Raw genomic sequence first — 23,874 nt, 5'->3', positions numbered from 1 at the left:
TATGATTTACATGGATAATGCTGCTACTACAAAGATCACAGAGAATGTACTAAAGGCCATGCTTCCCTATTTGAGAGAAAATTATGGGAATGCATCGGCAATTTATTCTCTAGGACAAAAGTCGAGAGCGGCAATTGAAAACTCGAGAATAAAAATTGCAGAAAATTTAAAAGTAAAGCCAAGTGAAATTTATTTTACTTCATCAGGATCTGAATCTGACAACTGGGTTATAAAAGAAACATTGAATCCAAGAGAAAAAAATCATATAATATCATCAAAGATAGAACATCCAGCTATTTTAAATTCACTTAAATCAGTTGAGAGATTTGGCAATGAAACTTCTCTAATTTCAGTAGACGAAGAAGGCTTTGTGAATTTAGATGAATTAAGTGAAAAAATAAAGGACAATACAAAATTAATTTCCATAATGTTTGCGAATAATGAAATAGGAACCATTGAGCCAATTTCTGAAATTTCAAAAATTGCTCGAGAAAAAAATATTTTATTTCATACAGATGCAGTACAAGCTATGGGAAATGTTAAATTTAATCTAAAAGATATAGACGTGGACATGCTTTCTATATCAGGACACAAGCTTGGAGCTCCTAAAGGAATTGGAATTTTATACATTAAAGAAGGCGTAGAAATTTCGCCCTTTATAAATGGTGGAGAACAAGAAAGGGGCATGAGAGCATCCACAGAAAATATTGCATCCATAGTTGGCATAGCAAAAGCAATAGAAGACGCCTATGCAAATATGGATGAAAATATAAACTACACAAGTGATTTAAGAGATTATACTATTGAAAAACTTTTAAACATAGATGGAATTATTTTTAATGGTCCAATAGACAATAGACTTCCTGGAAATATTAATATTACGCTAAAGGATACTAAGCCACAAACAATGGTGCAATACCTTGATATGTATGATATATGTGTTTCATCTGGATCTGCTTGTGCAGCGGGAAGTATAAATCCATCCCATGTCCTTAGGGCAATTGGAAGAAGTGAAGAAGATTCTCTTTCAATGCTTAGACTTTCTATAAATCACAATAACACAAAAGAAGAGTGCGATTATGTAGTGGAGAAAATAAGTGAAGGGATGAAAAAGTTCAAGAACAGGTGATAATATGTTGGAACAAATTTCCGGTAATGCTGCGAGATTTATGATTTATGCCCTTGTAACATTATCTATACTTTTAATATTTTTGGCAATTTATTATCTAATAAATATTGGGAATAGATATATTGAAGGCAAAAAAAGAATAAATATAGATCTACATTACATTACAAAAATATTTTTAGGAATTTTAGCTTTCTATTTAATAACAATAATTTTTAACAAGTTCCCAATTCTAGGTTATACTCTTTCTTCTGCTATTATTGCAATTATTTTTGCATACATAATAGATCCAATAGTAAATTATTTAGAGAGAAAGGGAATAAAAAGACAGTTTGGAGTAATAATAGTTTATATTTCTGTTATTTTAATTTTTGGAATATTAATAATTTCTGTAATACCAAAAACTATTAATGAAGTTTCAAATTTACTCACAAGCTTACCTGCAATGGTGGACACACTTACGAGAAACGTAAATGATTTCTTGACGCAGATTTTTGCAAATTTTAATATTGAATTACCAGAAAACTTTATAGACATCTATAAAGAGTCAAATCCAAAGGTTGGGGTGGATGTCAAGACGCCACAAATTGTATCAAATATTTTAAATTCCATGACAAAAACTATTAACGATTTAGCTACAAAAATTCAAGGCTCACTTATGAGTTCACTTTCTGGAGTTTTTTCAAAGGTATATGGAGCATTGACTGGTGCCTTTAGATTAGTATTAATAATTTTATTTTCATTTTACTTTTCTGTGGACAAGGAAAAATTCACTTATAAAGTAAAAAAAATTATTCCAAACAAATATAGAGATGACATTACATTTTTGGCAAACAGAATAGACATAGCTCTTCAACAATTTATTAGAGGAAGAATGTTAATGGCAATTTTCGTTGGAGTACTCACTATGATTTATCTATTAATATTAGGAGTGGACTTTGCAATAATTATTGGACTTATCACTTGTATTGCAGATATTATTCCATATGTAGGACCTTTCCTTGGATGTGTGCCTGCAGTTTTATTTGCATTAGTAGATTCTCCAGTAAAAGCATTTTGGGTAATGGTTTTATTCATATTAGTTCAATGGATAGAAAATAATATTCTCGCACCGAAACTTATTGGAGATAGCACAGGGTTAAATCCATTACTTATTTTAATTTCAATAATCATTGGTGGAGGAATTTTTGGAGTTTGGGGAATGGTAATCTCTGTTCCAATCACGTCAATTATATTTATACTAATTGATTTTGCAAAAATAAAATACAACGACAAATATAGCTCTAATTGACATTCATATTCTTTATAATTATAATATTTATAGCACATCCTCCCAGGGAATGGGAGGATTTTTAATAGGAGTTGTTTATGAAGTATTTAGGTTTACACGATATAAGAACTGAGTTTTTAAATTTTTTTGAATCAAAAAACCATTTAATATTACCAAGTTTTTCGCTAATTCCAAAAAATGACAAGTCACTTCTTTTAATCGGTGCAGGAATGGCGCCAATGAAAAAATTCTTTACTGGCGAAGAGATTCCACCTGCAAAGAGAGTTACGACTTGCCAAAAATGCATTAGAACTGGTGATATAGATAATGTAGGATTGACAGATAGACATGCAACATTTTTTGAAATGTTAGGAAATTTTTCCTTTGGCGATTATTTCAAACACGAAGTGATTCCGTGGGCTTGGGAATTTTTAACAGTCAATCTTGAAATTCCAAAAGAAGATCTTTGGGTTACTGTTTATAAAGATGACGATGAAGCATACAATATTTGGAGAGATGTAATTGGAATCCCCGAAGAAAAAATTACTAGACTTGGAAAAGATGATAATTTTTGGGAACTTGAGGTAGGCCCAAGCGGTCCATGCTCAGAAATATATGTTGATAGAGGATTAGAATATGGTTCAGAAGATGAAAGACCTGGTGGAGAAGGCGACAGATTTATCGAGGTTTGGAATTTAGTTTTCACACAATTTGATAAGGACGAAAATGGAAATTACAATCCACTTTCACATCCAAATATTGATACGGGAATGGGTCTTGAAAGAATTGCCACAGTTTTACAAAAGACTGACAATATTTTTGAAATAGATGCAATAAAAGATATAATAGAAGAAATTGCAAAGGTTTCAGGCAAAAAATATGGCGAAGATAAAAAGGCAGATATTTCCTTTAGAGTTATAACCGACCACATAAGAGCAATGACTTTTATGATTTCTGATACAATAGTACCTTCAAATGAAGGAAGGGGTTATGTATTAAGAAGACTTATAAGAAGGGCTGCAAGACATGGAAGAAAACTAGGGATAAAGAGAGCTTTTCTTTTTGAAATTGCAGATATGGTAATTGATTCTTGGGGCGATCAATATAAAGAGTTAAAAGAAAATAGAGAGTCTATTAAAGAAATAATTAGAAGAGAAGAAGAAAAATTTTTAGAAACTATTGACGATGGACTCGTAAGACTTAATGCTCACATTAAAGAAATGAAGACAAATAATGAAAGGTTGTTAGAGGGCAAAAAAGCCTTTAAACTATATGACACTTATGGATTTCCAATTGATTTGACAGAAGAAATTTTAAAGGAAGAAGATCTTGATGTCGACATGACTGGATTTGAAGAAGAAATGGAACTTCAAAGGAAAAGAGCAAGAGATGCAAGAGATGATAAAAATATAGGCTGGGCAAATCAAGACAACAAGCACCTATTTGAAGGAATTTCCAATGAGTTTTTAGGTTACGAAAAAAATGAATGCAAAGGACATATTATAAGAATTATTTATGATGATGAAATTGTCGATTGCATAGATAAGGGCAAGAGGGGAATTGTAATTCTAGACAAAACTACTTTTTATGGTGAAAGTGGTGGGCAAGTAGGAGATACTGGAGAAATTATTTCCGACAAATTTAGATTAAGGGTAACTGATACTAAAAAGACTAAAGATGGGCTCCACCTTCACTTTGTAGAAGTTGAGGAAGGTAAACTAGAGAAAGCTCCTGTTAAAGCTATTATTGATGTTGTTAGAAGAAATAATATAAGAAGGAATCACTCTGTAACTCACTTACTTCACAGAGCATTAAAGGACGTGCTTGGAAATCATGTAAATCAAGCTGGTTCCCTAGTTATGCCTGACAGAATGAGATTTGACTTTTCTCATTTTGAGGCGATGTCAAAGGAAGAAATTGATAAGGTTGAAAAAATTGTAAATGAAAAGATTTTTGAAGCTCTTCCCGTTGAAACCAAGATTACAAATTTAGATGAAGCAAAAAAAATGGGTGCAATTGGTCTATTCGAAGACAAATATCACGAAGAAGTTAGAGTTCTTTCCATGGGAGATTATTCTAGGGAACTTTGTGGTGGTACTCATGTATCAAATACTTCTGAAATTTCTATGTTTAAAATACTATCTGAAAGTGGTATAAGTAATGGGATAAGAAGAATTGAATCTATAACAGGTCCTGCTGTTTTAAAATATTTAAATGAATTAAAAGAGGAACAAGAAGAAATAGCCAGGGAATTGAAATCAAATAAAGATGAAATTCTACAAAAGATAAAATTAAACAACAAAAATCTTAAAGAAGCAAATAAAGAAATTGAAAGACTTGAGCGCGACATGGCAAAGGATCAAATTTCAGGTCTTATTGATTTAGTAAAAGTTAAAAATGGCATAAATTATGTAATTAAAAAATTCGATGGGGTTGATGTAAACACACTTCGCGATTTAGCTGACGAAGTTAGAAATAAAGTTGGTTCAGTTGTAGTTTTATTTGCGACAATAAATGATGGAAAACTTAACTTTGTATGTGCAGTTTCAAAAGATTTAGTAGAAAAGAAAATTGCTGCTGGAAAAATTATAAAAGAAATAGCAAAAGTTGCTGACGGAGGCGGAGGCGGAAGGCCAGATATGGCAACTGCTGGTGCTAAGAATTTAAATAAAGTTGATGAAGCTCTAAATAAGCTAAGAGAACTATTATAATATTATCAAAGTAGATATTTTATGATATAATCTATCTGGGGGTAATTATGGATCAAAACAATAATACACAAATTTTTGAAAAAAGCAGTTTGGAACAAGAGAGAATTAAGAGTGTTTTAAAAGTTGTTTATAATGCTCTAGAGGAAAAGGGATACAATCCTTCTGACCAAATTATTGGATATATATTATCTGGCGATCCAACTTATATTACAAGTCATGATAATGCAAGATCCATGATTCAAGAAATAGAGCGCGATGAACTTTTACAAGAAATGTTGAAAGTTTATTTAGAAAAAAATTGAGATGGCTAGACCATCTCTTTTACATATTATATATGTACCTGTAAAGGTTGTGGTTATATGAATAAAGTTTTAGGCCTTGATGTTGGCGATGTATGGATTGGAGTAGCAATATCTGATGCTCTCATGCTTACAGCGCAGCCTCTTATGACTATAAAAAGAGAATCAAACAAAAGCGTCTATGATAAAATTCATGACATAATAAAAGAAAATAATATTGAAAAAATAGTGGTAGGTCTTCCAAAGAACATGAACAATACTATTGGGCCGCAAAGTGAAAAAGTCATGAAGTTTGCAGAAAAATTGAAAAACAAATTTGGTATTGAAATTGAGTATGTTGACGAAAGAATGACCACTTTGATGGCTGAGCAAGTTTTAATAGCGGGTTCTGTTCGAAGAGAAAATAGGAAAAAATATATAGATAAAATTGCAGCAACATATATTCTGCAAAGCTATCTGGATAGATTAAATTTATAGGTGATAAAATGGAAAAAATAAAATTATATGATGAAAATAATGTTGAAGTTGAATTTTTTGTAGATGCAAAATTTTCAATTGACGACACAGACTATGTTGCACTCTATACAGATGAAAAGGAACCAGAAATCTATATATTAAAAGTGATAGAAGATGAATTGGGTGAAGAGCTTCTTGCAGGGATTGATGATGATGAACTTGAAGAAGCAAAAGAAGCCTATGAAGAACTTTTAAATGAATTAGAATAGGTGAGAATATGGATTTAAAAATTGATCCTGTTAAAAAGATCTTAAAAGATAGTGGTTATAAATACACTAAACAAAGAGCTAAGGTTTATGAAATTTTTTTGGACAACAAAGATAAGCATTTGACTACTGAAGAAGTTTATAATTTAGTTGCAAAAAAAGATCCTGAAATGGGAATTGCAACTATATATAGGACTGTTCAATTATTTCACAAACTGGGAATTTTAGATCAAATTGTATTTGATGACAATATTATAAGATACGAACTCAGAATTCCAACAGAAGGTCATAGACACCATCATCTTATATGCATAAATTGCGGTAAAGTAGAAGAAATTGACATTGACAATTTAAATGAACTAGAAGCAAAAGTTGAAAAAGAAAAGAATTTTAAGATAGTTGACCACACTCTAAAATTTATGGGTTATTGCGAAGACTGCCGCCACAAATTTGAGGAGAAGGCAAATTAATGAAAAACACTAATAAAGTGAAGATTATTCCTCTGGGAGGACTTCACGAGATTGGAAAAAATCTTACAGTTATAGAGTACAGAGAAGATATTATTATCATCGACTGTGGTATGACTTTCCCAGAAGACGAAATGCTTGGTATTGATGTAGTAATACCAGATGTAACTTATTTAGAAAACAACAAAAATAGAATTAGAGGGCTTGTATTAACTCACGGTCATGAAGACCACATTGGTGCCATTCCATATGTTATGAGAAAACTAGATCTAGACATTTATGGGACAGGTCTTACTATTGGACTTTTAGAGAATAAGCTAAAGGAACATAGACTTTCAAGAGATAAGCTTCATGTAGTAAATGCTGGAGATGTAGTTAAACTTGGTAAAATGGAAGTTGAATGGATTAGCGTAAATCACTCTATACCTGATTCTTGTGCTCTTGCAATAAAGACACCTCTTGGATACATTTATCACTCAGGAGATTTTAAAGTTGACTTTACACCAATTAGTGGAGAGCCAATTAACTTGACTAGGATAGCGGAAATTGGTAAAAAAGGTGTGTTGGCGATGATTGGAGAAAGCACAAATGTGCTTAGGCCAGGATACACGATGAGTGAATCAAAAGTTGGAGAAACTTTTAATAGACTTTTCCAAAGTTTACAAGACAATAGAATTATAATTGCAACTTTTGCATCAAATGTACACAGAGTACAACAAATTATAAATTCTGCGGAAAAATATGGCAGGAAGGTTGTTTTATCGGGTAGATCCATGGTAAATGTAACGGAAACTGCTAGAAGACTTGGTCAATTTAGAGTTAAGAAAGATACCTTTGTTGATATCAAGGATATGGATAAGTACGATGACAGCGAGCTTGTGCTAATTACAACAGGCTCACAAGGAGAACCAATGTCAGCTCTTACTAGAATTGCCTATGGGGAACATAGAAAGATCCAACTTACTCCAAATGATGCTGTTATTCTATCTGCAACGCCAATTCCTGGAAATGAAAATGCAGTTACAAAAGTTATAAATAGACTTCTTGAAAGAGGAGCAAAGGTAATTTATGAAACCCTTTCAGAAATTCACGTTTCAGGTCACGCTTGTCAAGAGGAATTAAAATTAATTTTAAGCTTAGTAAAGCCAAAGTATTTTATTCCTGCTCATGGCGAAGTTAGACATCTCATGGAGCACGCAAAGATTGCAACTCAAATGGGAATACCAGAAGAGAATATTTTCATAATGGAAAATGGAAACTGTCTTGAAATCTCACAAAAAGAAGCAAAATTAGTTGGCGATGTACCTTCAGGAAATATTTTAGTAGATGGACTTGGCGTAGGAGATGTAGGCAATATTGTCCTAAGAGACAGAAGACATCTTTCTGAAGATGGATTAATTATTGTTGTAATAACTATTACAAAAGAAGGAAAAGTTGTATCAGGACCTGATATAATATCTAGGGGCTTTGTATATGTGAGAGAGTCTGAAGATTTAATAGAAGATGCAAAAAATGTTGTCAGAAAAATATTAAAAGAAGATTCAAGAGAAAATCTAAAGGATTGGAATGGCTTAAAGTCAGATATTAGGGACAATTTGAGATCATATATTTTCAAAAACACAAAGAGAAATCCTATGATTTTACCAATTATTATGGAGGTTTAGGATATTCAGGGAATCTATTAGGTTCCCTTTTTTAGAGGGATTATGCCAAATATAAATTACGATTATATAGAAAATTATTTGAGAAAATTAAAAGATATTAAAGATGAAAAACTTAGGGACATGAATGATTATGCAGAGAAAAACCATGTTCCTATAATTGAAAGAGAAAGCGAAGAATTTATAAATTTTTTAATATCAATGCAAAAACCAAAAAAAATTCTTGAACTGGGAACGGCAATTGGTTATTCATCAATTTCCTTTGCAAAGAGAAATAAATCAATAGAAAAAATTGACAGTGTTGAATTGAAAAAAGAAATGGCAGAGATTGCAAGAAAAAATATTTCTGACATTGGTTTGGAAAAAATCATCGAAGTTCACGAAAGTGATGCTTATGATTTTTTAGTAGATTTAGATGAAAAATATGATCTAATATTTATAGATGCAGCAAAGGGTCAGTACGAAAAATATTTTGACTCGGCACTTAAAAATTTAAAAGAAGAGGGCATTATTATTTGCGACAATGTCCTATTCAAGGGAATGGTTGCTGAAGATTCTCTAGTTAAGAGAAGAAAAATAACAATAGTAAAAAGACTTAGAAAATTTTTAAAAGATATTTCGGAAGATGATAGATTTATATCTTCTGTAGTGCCAATTGGAGATGGCATACTTTTAGTTAGGAGAAAAGATGAAGAAGATTGAACTTTTAGCACCAGCTGGTGATGTTAATAAATTAAAAACTGCAGTGGAATATGGTGCAGATGCAGTTTATCTTGGAGGGGAGAGTTTTGGGCTTAGAAAGGCTTCAAAGAATTTTTCCATAGAGGATATTAAGTGGGCAGCAGATTATTTACACGAAAAAGGAAAGACTCTTCATGTAACTTTAAATATAATACCTCACGACAAGGACATTGTTGGAGTGGAAGATTATATTAAAAATTTATATGAAATTGGAGTTGATGCATTAATAGTTGCAGATCCTGGAATGTTTATGAAAGTAAAAGAAGTTGCTCCAGATTTTCCAATTCACATTTCCACTCAAGGCTCGGTTACAAATGCTGAAACTGTAAAGTTTTGGGAAAAACTTGGGGCAGAAAGAGTTGTAATGGCGAGAGAATTAAGTTTAAAAGAAGTTTCTGATATAATTAAAAAAGTTGGATACTCCATTGAAATAGAAACTTTTGCCCATGGAGCAATGTGTATGTCTTATTCAGGAAGATGTCTACTTTCAAATTACATGACTGGAAGAGATGCTAATATGGGCGATTGTGCACAACCTTGCAGATATAAATATCACTTAGTTGAAGAAAAAAGGCCTGGAGAATATTTTCCAATTGAAGAGCATGATGAAGGTACTTTTATCATGAATTCAAAGGATCTTTGTATGATCGAGCATATTGACGATTTAATTGAAGCTGGTATTTCAAGTCTTAAAATTGAAGGTAGAGTAAAAAGTGAATACTACCTTGCAACTGTAATAAGATCTTACAGAATGGCGATTGATGCTTATTATGATGATCCAAAAAATTATAAGTACGATCCTTATCTTTTAAAAGAGATAAAGAAAGTAAGCCATAGAGATTTTACTACTGGATTTTTTTATGGAAAGGCAAACGAAAGCTCTCAAGTTTATGAGGATAATTCTTATATAAGGGGCTATGACTTCCTTGGAATTGTGTTAGATTATGATGAAAATTCAAAGATTGCAACTATTGAGCAAAGAAATAGAGTTTTCCTTGGAGATGAAATAGAAATTTTTGGACCTGGAATAAAGCATTTTGACTACAAAATTGAAAAAATGTTAGATGAAAAGGATAATGAAATTGAAGTTGCAAATAAGGCGAAGCAGATTTTTAAAATAAAAATAGATAAACCTGTTAAAAAAGGATTTATTTTAAGGAGAGAAAATGAGCAATAAAGCCTGTATTATTGGCATATGTGGCGGAAGTGGAAGTGGGAAAAGTACTGTAACAAAAAAATTGATTGAACTTATTGGAAGGGAAAATGTGTCTGTGATTGAACAAGATTCCTATTATAAAGATCAATCAAACTTGGTATTTGAAGACAGAATAAAGACAAATTATGATCATCCCCTTGCCTTTGATAATGACCTTTTGTATGAACATCTAAAGATGCTAAAGGAAGGAAGAGAAATCGAAAAACCAATTTATGATTTTTCAATTCACAATAGAAAAAAGGAAAAGGAAATTGTAATCCCAAAGCCAATAATTATTTTAGAGGGAATTTTGATTTTTAGCGAAGCAAATTTAATTGACATAATGGATATAAAAGTATTCGTCGACACAGATGCTGACGTGCGCATAATAAGAAGAATTAAAAGAGATATGAAGGAGAGGGGGAGGTCTTTAGATTCTGTAATTGAGCAGTATCTATCTACAGTTAGACCATCTCATCTTCAATTTGTTGAACCTTCAAAGAGGTATGCAGACATAATTGTGCCTGAAGGTGGAGAAAATGAAGTTGCGATTGATCTTTTATATCAAAAAATTAAATCTTTAGTGTAAAAATAATTGACAAGATAAAATCTATGTGTTATTATATCTTTTGTTATTAAAGAAGAAGTCCGCTTCTCACCTAATGGCTAAGTCATTTAGGTTATTTTAAAATTACGATGAATTTGCGGGCATCTTTAGGTGCTCGCTTTTTTAATTTACGGAGGTGCTTAGAAATTAAAGAACTTCAAATTAATGAAGAGATAAGGGAAAAGGAAGTCAGATTGGTAGATGATGAAGGTAATCAATTAGGTGTTGTGCCTAAGTTGCAAGCCATTGATTTGGCTATATCTAAAAAACTGGACTTAGTGAATGTTGCGCCAAATGCAAAACCACCAGTATGTCGTTTAATGGACTATGGTAAATACAAATACGACACGGAGAAAAAAGAAAAAGAAGCTAAGAAAAAACAAAAGGTGATCAATATTAAGGAGCTTAGATTCACTCCAAATATTGAAGATCATGACTTGAATACTAAAGCCAATAGAGCTATTGATTTCTTAAAAAATGGTGATAGAATTAAGGTTTCAGTTAGATTTAGAGGTAGAGAAATGGGTCATACTGATCTTGGAAAAGAAGTTCTCGATAAGTTTTATGATTTAATTTCTGAGTATGGAGTTGTGGACAAAAAACCTAAAATGGAAGGAAGAAATCTTGTGATGTTCCTTTCAGAGAGAAAAGACAAGGATAAGTCTGATAATTAAGGAGGATTTTTATGGCAAAAATGAAAACTCACAGAGCTTCCGCGAAGAGGTTTAAGAGAACAGGTTCTGGAAAGCTTAGAAGATTTTATGCTTATAAAGGACATTTAACTGGAAAGAAAACTGCTAAAAGACTAAGAAAACTTAGAAAAGGTAGTTTAGTTTCTAAAGGTGATCAAAAGAGAATTGATCACATGATCCCTTAATAGGAGGTAAAGATGGCTAGAGTAAAAAGAGGCGTTAACGCTAAAAAAAGACATAATAATATCCTAAAACAAGCTAAGGGATATTTTGGTGCTAAATCAAAATTATTTAGAACTGCTAATCAAGCTGTTATGAAATCTCTTAACTATGAATATATTGGTAGAAAGCAAAGAAAAAGAGATTTTAGAAAACTTTGGATTACAAGAATTAATGCTGCTGCAAGACTTAATGGAATGAGTTATTCAAAATTTATCAGTGGTCTTAAGAAAGCTAATGTAAATATAAACAGAAAAATGCTTTCTGAAATGGCTATTAATGATCCACAAGGCTTTGCAAGATTAGTTCAAATTGCAAAAGAACAATAACAATGCTCCCTTTTGGGAGCTTTTTTGCATAACAAATATATGAATACATTATAATGAGGGTACTATGATTAGAAAATTAAAAAAGAATCCGCCTCTAATAGTTTGCCTTTCTTTTTTTGCGTTAATTTTTTTGGGAGCATGTCTATTGGATCTTCCAATTGCAAGTATGAATGGTGAGAGGATTGGATTTTTAGATGCATTTTTTACATCTACATCGGCGTCTTGTGTTACAGGACTTATTGTTGCAAACACGGCGAGTCAGTGGACTGCTTTTGGCAAAGTTGTAATTATTCTTTTAATTCAAATTGGTGGGCTTGGCACAATGGTATTTTTGTCCCTTGTTGCTATGGTGTTTAACAAGCGAATTGGAATTACAGAGAGAAGAATTATAAGAGAACAAACGAATGCAGACACAAGCAAGGGAATTATTAGACTTGTAATTTATATTATAAAATTTAGTTTAAGCGTTGAGTTAATTGGAGCAATTTTACTTGCTACAAAATTTATTCCTGATTTTGGCATTGAAAAGGGAATTTTATTTTCAATTTTTCATTCGATTTCTGCTTTTTGTAACGCAGGGTTCGATATTACAGGAAATTCTCTTGTAGACTATGTATCTGATTTCACAGTGAATATTGTAATTTCCCTTTTAATAATTTTTGGAGGATTAGGTTTTACGGTGTTTATTGATATTTTTAGAAAGAAAAATTTTAAAAATTTGAATTTACACTCAAAGATAGTTATTTCAGTAACTGCAATACTTCTTTTAGTTGGGGCAATTGCTTTTTTCTTAATAGAAGGCAATAGTGCTGCTATGGAAGGTTTGACATTAAAGGGAAAAATTTTATCATCTTTTTTTATGTCAGTTACAGCAAGGACGGCTGGATTTAATTCTATTGATATTTCAAAAATGCAAGAAAGCTCTTTAATTGTAACTATTATGTTGATGTTTATCGGTGCATCTCCAGCATCAACTGGTGGTGGGATAAAGACAACAACTTTTGGAGTTTTATTATTTTCCACTATTTCGTTTTTAAGAGGAAACAAAGAGACAGAAATATTTCACAAGACAATATCTCACGAATCACTTATTAAATCACTTTGCATATTTACCTTGAGTTCTACCTTGGTAATTTTTTCTTCTCTATTGATTACAATTGATGAGCAAGGAAAATTTTTATACTTGGACATTCTTTATGAAATAGTATCTGCTTTCGGAACAGTTGGTATTAGTAGAGGTATTACTGCAAATTTAAGTTCTCTTTCAAAAATTATTTTAATAATTTTAATGTACCTTGGAAGAGTTGGAGCTGCAACTTTAGGCATTGGTATTTTAAATAGAAAAACAAAAAAACATACAAAATATTCAGAAGGAAAAATTATAGTGGGGTAATTATGAAGACATTTATTGTATTTGGCTGCGGAAGATTTGGTTCAACTGTTGCCACAAGATTATATGATTTAAAAAATGATGTTGTCATTGTAGATAATGATGAAGAAAAAATTGATGCGATTTCACAAAATGTTACTGAAGCAATTATATGTGATCTTGAAGATGAAAAATCAATGATAGAACTTGCGCTAGGAAATTATGATATTGCAATAGTTGCTATTGGAGAAAATTTGGAAGCGGCTATTATGGCAGTCCTTGCATCAAAGGAAGCGGGAATTGAAAAAGTTATTGCAAAAGCACCTAATTATAGATTTGGCAAAATTTTATTAAAATGTGGTGCAGATAAAATTATTTTTCCTGAAAGAGATATGGGATATAGGCTTGCAAATAATTTGTCAAATGATTCTTTATTAGATTCTAATGAAATTTCTAAAGGCTATACAATTTTTGAGTTTAAAGCAAGTGCAAAGATGAATGGAAAAGAAATGAAGGACTTAAAACTTAGAGAAGATTATAATTTTAATGTTCTAATGGTTAAGAGAGATGGGGAAAATTTTGTAAACCCAACTGCTTCTTTTAAAGTCAAGGAAGAGGACACTTTAACGGTTTTAGGATCAGAAAAAGATATTAAAAAGTTCACAGAGAACAATTAATTTTATGGCTACAGATTTAATTTTGTAGCCTTTTTTGTTCAAAAATTAAGAAATTTGAATTATAAAAATTTACTTTATTTACAGAATCAAACTTTTAAATTACAATTAAATTAATACATATGAAAAGAGGTAATCTAATGAAAAATCTAAAAAAACTTTTGCTTGTTGGTTTAATTACAACTTTTTTAGTCGCCTGCAACAAGACAAGCTCTACTAATAAAACAAAAGAAGAGCCACCTAAAGAACCAGAAAAAATAGTTTATTATACACCACTTACTCATGAAGAAAGAGAAGACAAGGAGCAAGAAAAGAACAAAATCTTTGCTGTTATGCTAGACAATCACGACGATGCAAGGCCACAAGCACAAATTTCTAAAGCCGACATAATATACGAGTATAGGGTTGAAGGTGAATACACAAGATATATGGCACTTTTCCAAAGTAATTTACCTGAAGGTGTGGGACCAGTTCGCTCTGCAAGACCTTACTTTGTACAGACTGCGAAGGAATACAATGCAATATATGCTCATTGGGGTGGATCTGAAGCAGGACTTGCTGAAGTTAGACATAGAAATGTCGTCGATCTCGACGGAATTGCCCTAGAAGGAATTGTTTTTCACAGGAACAAAAATGTTGGAAAGCGTGCACCACACAATGGATACATTTCACTTCCTGAACTTGAAAATTATTTGATAAAAAAGGGAATTGATGTAAAGGACAACACTGCATCACTTAATTTTTACAATGAAGACGAAAATATTGCTGGAGAAGATGTAAAGGAAATAACTTTAAACTTCAACAGAAATTATAAAACTAATTTTGTATACGATGAAGAAAATGGTAAATACAAATATATTCGTCAAGGACAAGTTGTAACTGATGAAGCAAGTGGCGAAGAATTTACAACAGATAATTTAATAATTTTGTTCCAAAAGGGTGTGGTAGCTGGACCTAAGGGTACTTTAAAACTTGCAAACATAGGAGCTGGCACGGGGCTTCTTCTTCAAAGGGGAAAACTTGCACCAATTACATGGGAAAAATCAAATGAGGATGCGAGGACAATTTTTAAAGATGCTGAAGGTAAGAAAATTAAATTTTATCCTGGAAGAACTTTCGTATCTGTAGTTGATGAAGAAAAAGATGCAGTTTATGAAAAACCACAGGCAGAAAATCCTGAAGGAGAACAAAACCCTAGTTCAAATGCAAAAGTTGAAAGTGAAGGCGTAAAAAAATAAAATTTTTAAAATCTTTCTTTTGGGTAAATATTTTTTGAGGTGATATTATGATTAATATGACAAAAATTGATTATGTTATAAATACAACTGGAGCAAGGTATGAAATAGTTAGAAAAGCACTTTTAGATAGTGATGGCGATGTAGATCTTGCCATAGAATTTATAAAAGAAGGAAGGTATAAGGAAAAAGTTGAACCTTCCAAGGTTTTTGAAAGCGAAGAAGAAAAAGCATCTTATGAAAATAGTGAAAATAAAAGTGGCAGAGAATATATCGACGGAGTTATAAAGTATCTTGATGAAATTGTTGATGCAATAAAAGAAATTTGGAGAAAGGGAAATGCAAGTAGACTTCTTGTTGAAAAGGGCAATGAAACAGTTCTCTCTCTTTCATTAACAACATCTGCAATTGGAATGATTTTAGCACTGCCGGCATCACTTATTGGAATTTCCGCAGCTTATATCTATGACTATTCCTTTAAAATTGTCATGGAAAATGGCGAAGTAATTGATGTAAAAGAGTATTTAAAGGACAAGAGTAAATTTTTATAAAACTTGAATATTAAAGCCCTTAGGGGCTTTTTTCTTTAATGTTGCGAGGAGAAAAATGGTAATTACAAGTAAAAATAACGATACATATAAATTTTTAAAAAATTTAAAAGAAAAAAAATATAGACAAGAGTATGGGCTTTTTATGGTGGAAAAACCTGTTGTAATGGAAGAAGCAAGGGACTTTGTGCCAAAATACATTGCCATAAATGAGTCTTCCTATAAAGAAAATAAATTTCAAAGTATTATAAAAAATATCGAGGAAGAAAATGTATATATTTTCTCAGATAATATTTTTAAAAATCTTTGCGATACAGTAACTTCTCCAGGTATAATCGCATATTACAAAGAAGTTCACAGAGATTTTGAAAAAAATTCTGGTAAATTTTTATATTTAGATGACATTAGAGAGCCAGGTAATCTTGGAGGAATTATTAGATCTGCTCATGCCTTTGGACTTGATGGAATAATAATTTCGCCAAACTCCTGCGACCTTTACAATCCAAAAACTGTTAGGTCTTCTATGTCTTCTATTTTTAGAGTTCCAGTTTATTTTATGAGTAGGGAAGATTTAGTAAATTTAGATTACAATATTATTGCAACATCCCTTGATAATTCAACTTCAATAAGGGATTATAAATTTAAAGATAGGGACATTGTGGTAATAGGAAATGAAGCAAAGGGAGTTTCAGAATTTTTAATGGATAATGCAGATAGTTATTTGAATATTCCAATTAGTGAAACAGTGGATTCATTAAACGCAAATGTTGCGGCATCAATTATAATTTATGAGATGATGAAATGAATTATGTAATAGTAGCAGAAAACTTTCCTGAAGAATCTGCAAAAAAATTAGAAAAATATGGAAAAATAATTAGAACAAAGAAAAATAAAAAAGTAATGGAAGGACTAAACACACATCCTGATATTTTAGTTCATCCACTTCCCAATGGAAATATAATTGTGGACAGGGATAATTTTATGTATTATGAATCGCTTTTGACTGGAATAAAAGTTATAAAATCAGAATCGCATTTAGACGAGAAATATCCAGGAGATGTGCCACTCAATGCTTTTACATTTAAAAATTATTTTATTCATAATTTAAAGTACACCGACAAAAAACTCCTTGAATATTATAAAGAAAGGGGATATGAATTAATCCACATAAAACAGGGATATTCAAAATGCACTACACTTGTAACAGAAGATTTTTTAATAACTAGTGATGGAGGAACTTACGAGAAGCTAAGGGATATCATCCCAATTTATAAAATAAATCATGGCGAGATAAAATTAGAAAATTTTAATTATGGTTTTATTGGCGGAGCAAGCGGAAGTTTTGGTAAAAAAATATTTTTCACTGGTAGCATTAAAGAACACAGTTCCCACAGAAAAATTATGAAGATTATCAAAAAGTACAATTATGAAATAGAAATCCTTTCAAGGGAACCTATTGAAGATTATGGCTCTATTTACTTTATATAAGGTAAGGGGCATAGTAGAAAATTTATTTTACTCTAAGACTCTAACTACTTTGATACAATTTAATGCTTGATTTTTAAAATTCCTATAATACTAATTTGAACACTCCTATTAAAATGGCGTTAAAAGATATGCTCTCTAAACTAATGACTATATAAAAAAAGATCCTGCTATAGTTTGCAGAATCTTTTTCATATTACTTGTACATTTAAATTATTTATAGACGACTATTTTTTCATTTTGTTCCATAAAACGACAACTCTTTTCTATGCCAACGATCCAATAGTCCAACCTTCAGCTTTTTCTCTGATATCAGTAAACCTCTTATAAATACCTTCCTGTACAGATAATTGTTCATGTGTACCACGTTGGGCAATCTTTCCTTCATCTACAACTAATATCTGATTAGCATTTTCAATCGTGGCAAGGCGATGAGCAATGACAATAATTGTTTTCCCATGAGTTAGATTACTTATTGCTTGCTGAATAAGATGTTCATTTTCTGGATCAACACTGGAAGTTGCTTCGTCTAAAATAACAATAGGCGCATTTTTTAATATCGCACGAGCAATAGAGATTCCTTGCTTTTCACCGCCAGAAAGGGTAGATCCTCCTTCTCCAATCAGAGTATCATATCCAAGAGGAAGTTCCATAATGAAATCATGACATCTAGCAGATTTTGCCGCAGCAATCATTTCTTCTTCCGTAGCATTGGGGTCACCAAAAAGAATATTATTGCGTATGGTATCATGGAAAAGATAAACATTCTGAAATACCATACTTATATTTTTCAAAAGTGAATCACAAGTGAAATCCTTTATATTTTTTCCGCCAATGTTTATATAACCTTTTTTTACATCATAGAATCTTGCTAAAAGACTGCAAATTTTAGTTTTACCGCTGCAAGATGGTCCAACAATTGCAGTCATTGTATTCTCCGGAATAGTAAATGAAACATGGCTTAACACTTCACGACTCTCATAAGCAAAAGATACATCATTAAATTCAATGTCAAAATTACTTATTAAAATATCTTTGCCATCTTTGTCAATAAATTCTGCATTAACAATGCTTTGCAACTTTTCAGCAATGGTATCCAATATTTCTAGAATATGAAGAGAGCTATTTGCTGCCTCAATTGTATTAAACATAACGTAACTATAAACAATCAACATGAGCGCCATATGAAGCTCCATATTGCCATGTAGTGCCATTAAAGCTGTTAAAATGGTAATTGTACTTGTTCCCATATATAGACCAAAGCGATGTAACGCATCACAAGGTGCAAAATTTTTCTCCATACGAATATTTATGTCTTTAGATTTTTTATAAGATTTGTAAAGTCCTTCCGAAGCAATGCCTTCCTGTTTGAAAGACTTTACCACAGCCATACCTCGTACATATTGAACAATTTCATCTGCCATTTCGTTAATACTCTCCTGACGAATCGGAGAGTTCTTACGGCTTTGATATTCAATAAGTTGTAAGCCGATAGAAGATATGATTACAGCAATTAAAGCTGAAAGACCTATTGTAGGTGAAATGGAGAACATGAAAATAATTGTCATAAACAAAAATATATAACTATCTACTATATTGTTAATAACATTCATAGCTTGCACTTCAAAAAAAGCTAAATCCGTTGTAATCGCTGTTGTTATCTCACCCATGTTTTTACGTTGTAAAAACCCAAGAGATACACGTTTTAGAACATCACCTATTTTTAGTCGTTCATTAGTTGTAAATTCATGGGCAACACTATCTTGCTTTGTTGCTCTTATATAAGCAAATAACCAACGAAGAAGTATCGTACCAACGATTATTCCTATAAGTATAAAAATAAAATTTTGATTTAATGCCGCAGTGCCATTAATATCATCTAGAATTGTTTTTATTACCCAAACACCACACATGACGGGAACAATTCCAAGTATATTGTTTATCATTGATAACACAATTCCAAGATACAAACGCTTTTTATATTTTGCCATCATTTGAAAAAGTCGTTTTAAAATACGAATCATACTAGCCCCTCCTCATTTGCATTTACAGACCATTTTTTAGCTCCAATATGAGCCTGCCACATATCATTATAAAGTTTGCTATTTTCCAACAACTCTTCATGCCTTCCACTTTGTAAAATTCTACCTTTTTCCACAAGTAAAATTTTATCTGCATTTTTTATTGTAGAAAGTCTATGAGCTATTACCAGCAAAGTCTTTCCTCTTGTCAACTCAGCAATAGCTTCTTGAATTTTTGCTTCATTTTCCGGATCTGTAAAAGATGTTGCTTCATCAAGAATAATTATAGGAGCATTTTTTAAAATAGCTCTTGCAATTGCTATTCTTTGGCGTTCTCCACTGGAAAGTTTATCGCCTGCTTCACAAGCAGTTGACTGATAGCCATGTTCCAGTTTATTTATAAATTCATCACACTGAGCTTTTCGTGTTGCTTCTAGAACCTCTTCATCAGTAGCTTTTGGATTTCCCAATCTTATATTTTCCATAATTGAACTATTAAATAAAAAGTTGTCCTGGGTAACAAAACTTACTTCATCGGCAAGCTGTGTTAATGGAATATCTTTTATATTTACACCACCGATTGATATATTTCCTTCCGTTGTGTCCCAAAAACGTGCCACCAGCCTAGCAAGTGTAGATTTTCCTCCACCCGAAGGTCCAACAAGAGCATAAAAAGATTTTTCGGGAATTTTTATGCTAACGTCATGAATTACATTATCTTTTCCTGTATAGGAGAATGACACATGTTCCATACAGATATCATGTTTAGATATGACTTTCTCTTTAGACACTATCGGCAATTCACTAATATCGAAAGTTTTGTTAACAGTATTTATTGAATACTGAATAGATTTTAACTGATTAAAAAATAAAATGAATCTTCCTAAACTGCTGACTAAGCCCATAGAAAGAAGCATAGCCATTGTAATTTTAGACAGTGTAGTTGTGCCGGATAGATACATAAAAGTTCCAATAGGTAATACTCCCAAAAGCGTTGTTGGAAGAATCACAGCTCCTAATGTTGTAAATTTCCAAGTGGATTTATACCAGTTAAGCGTTGTTTCTTTGAAAGATTCTACTGCCTTTCGATATTTTTCATAGGATGAAGTGGATTGATTAAAGGCCTTGATAACTTCTATTCCTTCCACATATTCCACAACTACATTATTCATATGCTCGTTGGATTCCATATATTTTTTATATGTCTTATTGTAGCCACCGAGCATCATTCCATAAGGAATCATTGCAAGAGGAATAGTAATAATAGAAGCCAGCGCAAGACGAAAATCAATGATACATAAATAGGCAAATACTGATAATGGTAAAACAAGAGCAGCGGAACCCTCTGGTATAACATGAGCTAAAGGAATTTCAATATTTTCAATTTGGTCTACAACAATAGTTTTTACTTTTCCAGCATTAATATTTTGTGTTACACTAAGAGGTGCCTTTAACAGCTTTTCAGCAACACGCTTTCTCATAAGTTCCAAAATAGTATAAGCTGAAATATGAGATAAGGTCGTTGAAATCGCATGAAACAATACTTTTATTATGAAACCAACAATACAAACACCTCCCCAAAAGAAAATATCTCCTTCAGTAGCAGAATTATCAAAAAACATAATAATAATTCGATAAGCCGAAATAAAGGGAAGCATACCTCCTGCCACAGAAATGAATGCACAAATTACAGATAAGATTAATTTTCCTTTGCAAGGTTTAGCATAAAAAAGAACACTTTCAATCATACCTTTATTTTTCATTTATTGACCTCCTTATTAAATAAAATTTTATATATTCTAGGTGCAGCGTTTTCCGGTATCTCGAGTTGGTCTTCTCCATCCACGCTCCTAAATGATAGATAATATGTGTGTATAAATTTCAACAAAAACAATATTATAACTGTTGTAAAACAATCTCGAACGTTCATATATTTATTATTCTTTTCTCTTTTAATTTTCATAATAACTCTTTATAATTATTTACTTCTAACTTTTAATGCTAATGAAAATTTGATTCGAAAAAGAATGAACCTAAAAACCTAACACAGCTTCCCAATTAAAAAGTTTAGAAACTGCTTTACAATGATACATGGCACGCTCTTTATTAAGATCATGCATAACAGGTTCAAACATCGTTGACCAAAATGCTGTTAATAACATATGAACTTCGTCTTCATCAATATGCTCTTGCACAATGCCTTTTTTAAAGGCAATTTTTATAAAACGCATTGTCTTTTTCGTATGTTCCTCTACAAAATCATTCAAAAAATTTGAATACATAGATCCTTCTGAACGACATAAAAGCAACTTAAAACCATCATAATGAGCGTAAATGAATTCCATAAATCCTACTAATGTTTTTTCAGACATATTCCAAACACTACTCATTTCATTAAGATTTAGCTTCTCATAATTGAAATTCTCTACATTTGAATAAATTGCATCTATGTCTTTAAGTGTAGGGTCTAAGACAGCTTTGAAAAGAGATTCTTTTCCAGAAAACCTATTATATAATGCACCTGTAGTTACTCCAGCATTTTTACATATTTCTCTTAAAGAAGCATCTACATAGCCCTTAGCTAAAAATTCTTTTTTTGCACTATCTAAAATCTTTGAGTCTATACTATAATCTGGCAAAGTCATAATTCATCTCCTTATATAAGTGTAATAACACAGTTATCGATAACATTGTTATTAGTATAGCTCTTTTGTCCTTTCTTGTCAATAACAATTATCAATTAGATTTAAAAATATTTCTAAAAATCTCCTTATCTTATAGATATTTTTATTCCTACAATTTCAGTATGCCAATAAGAATTTAGTTTTATTGCAATTTAATAATTGTTTTAAAATTCCTTTTAATTTTTTGGAACTGGAAGTCCTAAGGCTTACTGAGTTTTTTAAAAGAGAAAGTCCTTAATTTGCAATATAAAAAAAGATGATGGCGCATTTTACAGCTGTTCCATCACCTTATATAAGGTAAGGGGCATAGTAGAAAATTTATTCGACTAATCAAATTTATTAAATATTTGACTTAGCGATTATATTTTTATTATAATTAATTGAATCAAAAAAGAGGCCGTAACCCTTTTTTTAGGAAGACAAGCTTCAAGGAGGTGAACTACGACCTCTATCTATATAATTATTATCCCATAATGAGTATGAGATAGAAAAGAAAATGTAGTTTTTTAACTACAACATTATTATATGAGAGGAGATATTATGTTATGAGACTAAAAGATAAAGTTACTCTTATTTCGGGAGCCAGTTCGGGTGTAGGCTATAGCACGGCTTTACTTTTTGCGAAGCACGGTGCTAAGGTATATGCCATTGCAAGAAGACAAAATCGCCTGGAGGAGTTGGTTGAAGAAAATAAAAAAGAAAATAATCCCGGTGAAATTATCGCCATACCTGCCGATATAAGTAAGAGCGAAGATGTCGACAGAGTTTTTGATGTAATTGAAAAAAATGACGGTAAATTAGATATCTTAATTTCAAATGCAGGTGTAATGGATAAATTTGAACCTGTCGTCAACATAAAAGAAGAAGAGTTGGATAGAATACTTTCGATTAATTTAAAGGGACCTTTTAGACTAATAAAAAAATCTATCCCATTGATGAAAGATGGCGGAAGCATTGTTGCGACATCTTCAGTCGCAAGTATTCGTGGCGGAAAAGCTGGAACAGCTTATACCGTTTCAAAACACGCTTTAAACGGTCTAATAAAAAACACGGCGGCAATGTATGGAAATAAAAAAATCCGTGCAAATGTTGTCGCACCAGGTGGAATTGAAACGGAAATATTAAAAAATTTCGAAAATGTAGATATGGAAGGCATGGAAATCATAAACAATGGCGCAAAGGTCGCTAAACTAACTGCAACGGCAGAAGAAATCGCAAATAATATATTGTTCCTTGCATCAGATGAATCATCAAATATTAATGGAGCTATATTAGTCACAGATGGTGGGCTTACCAATATTTAAACAAAAAAACAAGGTGGTGTTGCAGAATAGAATTATCTATTCTGCTCATCACTTTTTTTATTAAATATTTGAATCTAGCCATTATATTTTTTGTCTAAATCTATTTATCGTGCTATGATCAGGTGCTGGTTTTTGTATCTAGTAGATATTTAATTCTTAAATAATATTTACAGGATTTTTCTATTTCTCTTGATGAAAATATTCCTTCTGAATAGCAAAATATTAATATTTCAAGCATTGTTACAGGATTTACAACTGTTTTTCTTCCATATGATGAATAGACTTTTTTTAATTCTAATAGATTCATCCTTTCAATTATATTTTTACAAGCCTTAGTTTTACATCATCTTGGATATATATTTCTGTATTAAAATTTATTCTTAATTGAATTGTGTCATTAACTAGCGTATAATTAGTTAATGACAATGTGTGTTTTTTAGTTTTCATAAATACATTGTATCAAAAAAGACGAGGTTTTTATTATCCTCGCCTTTTTTGTAATTAGAATACCCCCG

At 31.5% G+C, this 23,874-nt stretch carries 25 protein-coding genes; 21 read left to right on the top strand and 4 right to left on the bottom strand.

Annotated features, from left to right (window positions below):
• Position 1: 1 nt before the first annotated feature.
• From ACQRC6_RS04385 to ACQRC6_RS04290, 20 genes are all read left to right on the top strand, one after another.
• Positions 2-1,129: a cysteine desulfurase family protein gene (locus ACQRC6_RS04385; RefSeq protein ID WP_427847913.1), complete on the top strand. Its 1,128-nt coding sequence runs from the start codon at positions 2-4 to the stop codon at positions 1,127-1,129.
• Positions 1,130-1,133: 4 nt separating this feature from the next.
• Positions 1,134-2,417, top strand: coding sequence for an AI-2E family transporter (locus ACQRC6_RS04380; protein WP_427847912.1), 1,284 nt, complete (start codon positions 1,134-1,136; stop codon positions 2,415-2,417).
• A gap of 77 nt (positions 2,418-2,494) precedes the next feature.
• The gene (gene alaS / locus ACQRC6_RS04375; protein ID WP_169969675.1) at positions 2,495-5,107 is read left to right on the top strand and encodes an alanine--tRNA ligase; all 2,613 of its coding nucleotides are present in this window, start codon (positions 2,495-2,497) and stop codon (positions 5,105-5,107) included.
• A 47-nt stretch (positions 5,108-5,154) separates the two neighbouring features.
• The gene (locus ACQRC6_RS04370) at positions 5,155-5,409 is read left to right on the top strand and encodes an IreB family regulatory phosphoprotein (RefSeq protein ID WP_075659275.1); all 255 of its coding nucleotides are present in this window, start codon (positions 5,155-5,157) and stop codon (positions 5,407-5,409) included.
• A 57-nt stretch (positions 5,410-5,466) separates the two neighbouring features.
• The gene (gene ruvX, locus ACQRC6_RS04365; RefSeq protein ID WP_075659274.1) at positions 5,467-5,883 is read left to right on the top strand and encodes a Holliday junction resolvase RuvX; all 417 of its coding nucleotides are present in this window, start codon (positions 5,467-5,469) and stop codon (positions 5,881-5,883) included.
• An 8-nt stretch (positions 5,884-5,891) separates the two neighbouring features.
• Positions 5,892-6,131, top strand: a complete 240-nt coding sequence (locus ACQRC6_RS04360) for a DUF1292 domain-containing protein (protein ID WP_427847911.1) — start codon at positions 5,892-5,894, stop codon at positions 6,129-6,131.
• Positions 6,132-6,139: 8 nt separating this feature from the next.
• Positions 6,140-6,598: a Fur family transcriptional regulator gene (locus tag ACQRC6_RS04355; RefSeq protein ID WP_169969677.1), complete on the top strand. Its 459-nt coding sequence runs from the start codon at positions 6,140-6,142 to the stop codon at positions 6,596-6,598.
• Positions 6,598-8,259: a ribonuclease J gene (locus ACQRC6_RS04350; protein WP_075659271.1), complete on the top strand. Its 1,662-nt coding sequence runs from the start codon at positions 6,598-6,600 to the stop codon at positions 8,257-8,259. The genes ACQRC6_RS04355 and ACQRC6_RS04350 overlap by 1 nt, the downstream gene beginning before the upstream one ends.
• Before the next feature lie 42 nt (positions 8,260-8,301).
• The gene (locus ACQRC6_RS04345; RefSeq protein ID WP_075659270.1) at positions 8,302-8,958 is read left to right on the top strand and encodes an O-methyltransferase; all 657 of its coding nucleotides are present in this window, start codon (positions 8,302-8,304) and stop codon (positions 8,956-8,958) included.
• Positions 8,945-10,174 carry a peptidase U32 family protein gene (locus ACQRC6_RS04340; RefSeq protein WP_427847910.1) on the top strand — a complete coding sequence of 410 codons (1,230 nt, stop codon included), beginning with the start codon at positions 8,945-8,947 and terminating at the stop codon, positions 10,172-10,174. Before ACQRC6_RS04345 ends, ACQRC6_RS04340 begins: the two co-directional genes overlap by 14 nt.
• Complete coding sequence (gene udk / locus ACQRC6_RS04335; protein WP_075659268.1) at positions 10,164-10,781, top strand: uridine kinase; 618 nt, start codon at positions 10,164-10,166, stop codon at positions 10,779-10,781. The genes ACQRC6_RS04340 and udk overlap by 11 nt, the downstream gene beginning before the upstream one ends.
• A 107-nt stretch (positions 10,782-10,888) precedes the next feature.
• Positions 10,889-11,473: a translation initiation factor IF-3 gene (infC, locus tag ACQRC6_RS04330; RefSeq protein WP_075659267.1), complete on the top strand. Its 585-nt coding sequence runs from the start codon at positions 10,889-10,891 to the stop codon at positions 11,471-11,473.
• An 11-nt stretch (positions 11,474-11,484) separates the two neighbouring features.
• Positions 11,485-11,676 carry a 50S ribosomal protein L35 gene (gene rpmI, locus ACQRC6_RS04325; RefSeq protein ID WP_019107680.1) on the top strand — a complete coding sequence of 64 codons (192 nt, stop codon included), beginning with the start codon at positions 11,485-11,487 and terminating at the stop codon, positions 11,674-11,676.
• A 12-nt stretch (positions 11,677-11,688) separates the two neighbouring features.
• Positions 11,689-12,039 (top strand): 50S ribosomal protein L20, encoded by a 351-nt coding sequence (gene rplT / locus ACQRC6_RS04320; protein ID WP_427847909.1) that lies wholly within the window; start codon positions 11,689-11,691, stop codon positions 12,037-12,039.
• 64 nt (positions 12,040-12,103) lie between these two features.
• Positions 12,104-13,432 (top strand): TrkH family potassium uptake protein, encoded by a 1,329-nt coding sequence (locus ACQRC6_RS04315; protein WP_427847908.1) that lies wholly within the window; start codon positions 12,104-12,106, stop codon positions 13,430-13,432.
• A gap of 2 nt (positions 13,433-13,434) precedes the next feature.
• Positions 13,435-14,085, top strand: a complete 651-nt coding sequence (locus ACQRC6_RS04310) for a potassium channel family protein (protein WP_075659264.1) — start codon at positions 13,435-13,437, stop codon at positions 14,083-14,085.
• Positions 14,086-14,222: 137 nt separating this feature from the next.
• The gene (locus tag ACQRC6_RS04305; protein ID WP_427847907.1) at positions 14,223-15,320 is read left to right on the top strand and encodes a DUF3048 domain-containing protein; all 1,098 of its coding nucleotides are present in this window, start codon (positions 14,223-14,225) and stop codon (positions 15,318-15,320) included.
• A 47-nt stretch (positions 15,321-15,367) separates the two neighbouring features.
• A complete protein-coding gene (locus ACQRC6_RS04300; protein ID WP_075659262.1) occupies positions 15,368-15,868 on the top strand; it encodes a DUF4342 domain-containing protein in 501 nt (166 codons plus the stop codon).
• 55 nt (positions 15,869-15,923) lie between these two features.
• Complete coding sequence (locus tag ACQRC6_RS04295) at positions 15,924-16,670, top strand: TrmH family RNA methyltransferase (protein WP_427847906.1); 747 nt, start codon at positions 15,924-15,926, stop codon at positions 16,668-16,670.
• Complete coding sequence (locus tag ACQRC6_RS04290) at positions 16,667-17,353, top strand: DUF6873 family GME fold protein (protein ID WP_427847905.1); 687 nt, start codon at positions 16,667-16,669, stop codon at positions 17,351-17,353. The genes ACQRC6_RS04295 and ACQRC6_RS04290 overlap by 4 nt, the downstream gene beginning before the upstream one ends.
• 263 nt (positions 17,354-17,616) lie before the next feature.
• Here ACQRC6_RS04290 and ACQRC6_RS04285 read toward each other — a convergent pair whose 3' ends face one another.
• The 3 genes from ACQRC6_RS04285 to ACQRC6_RS04275 form a co-directional block, all read right to left on the bottom strand.
• Positions 17,617-19,374, bottom strand: coding sequence for an ABC transporter ATP-binding protein (locus ACQRC6_RS04285; RefSeq protein WP_427847904.1), 1,758 nt, complete (start codon positions 19,372-19,374; stop codon positions 17,617-17,619).
• Positions 19,371-21,134 (bottom strand): ABC transporter ATP-binding protein, encoded by a 1,764-nt coding sequence (locus ACQRC6_RS04280; RefSeq protein WP_427847903.1) that lies wholly within the window; start codon positions 21,132-21,134, stop codon positions 19,371-19,373. The genes ACQRC6_RS04285 and ACQRC6_RS04280 overlap by 4 nt, the downstream gene beginning before the upstream one ends.
• A gap of 270 nt (positions 21,135-21,404) precedes the next feature.
• Complete coding sequence (locus tag ACQRC6_RS04275) at positions 21,405-22,016, bottom strand: TetR/AcrR family transcriptional regulator (protein WP_427847902.1); 612 nt, start codon at positions 22,014-22,016, stop codon at positions 21,405-21,407.
• Between the two features lie 584 nt (positions 22,017-22,600).
• Here ACQRC6_RS04275 and ACQRC6_RS04270 point away from each other — a divergent pair.
• Positions 22,601-23,359, top strand: coding sequence for an SDR family NAD(P)-dependent oxidoreductase (locus ACQRC6_RS04270; protein WP_427847901.1), 759 nt, complete (start codon positions 22,601-22,603; stop codon positions 23,357-23,359).
• A 118-nt stretch (positions 23,360-23,477) separates the two neighbouring features.
• Here ACQRC6_RS04270 and ACQRC6_RS04265 read toward each other — a convergent pair whose 3' ends face one another.
• Complete coding sequence (locus ACQRC6_RS04265; RefSeq protein WP_427847900.1) at positions 23,478-23,666, bottom strand: transposase; 189 nt, start codon at positions 23,664-23,666, stop codon at positions 23,478-23,480.
• Between the last annotated feature and the right edge of the window lie 208 nt (positions 23,667-23,874).

The sequence above is a fragment of the Peptoniphilus sp. SGI.035 genome, from assembly GCF_050315115.1.
In the GTDB taxonomy this organism is placed as follows: domain Bacteria; phylum Bacillota; class Clostridia; order Tissierellales; family Peptoniphilaceae; genus Peptoniphilus_A.
This window is presented reverse-complemented; position numbering and strand designations above follow the sequence as displayed.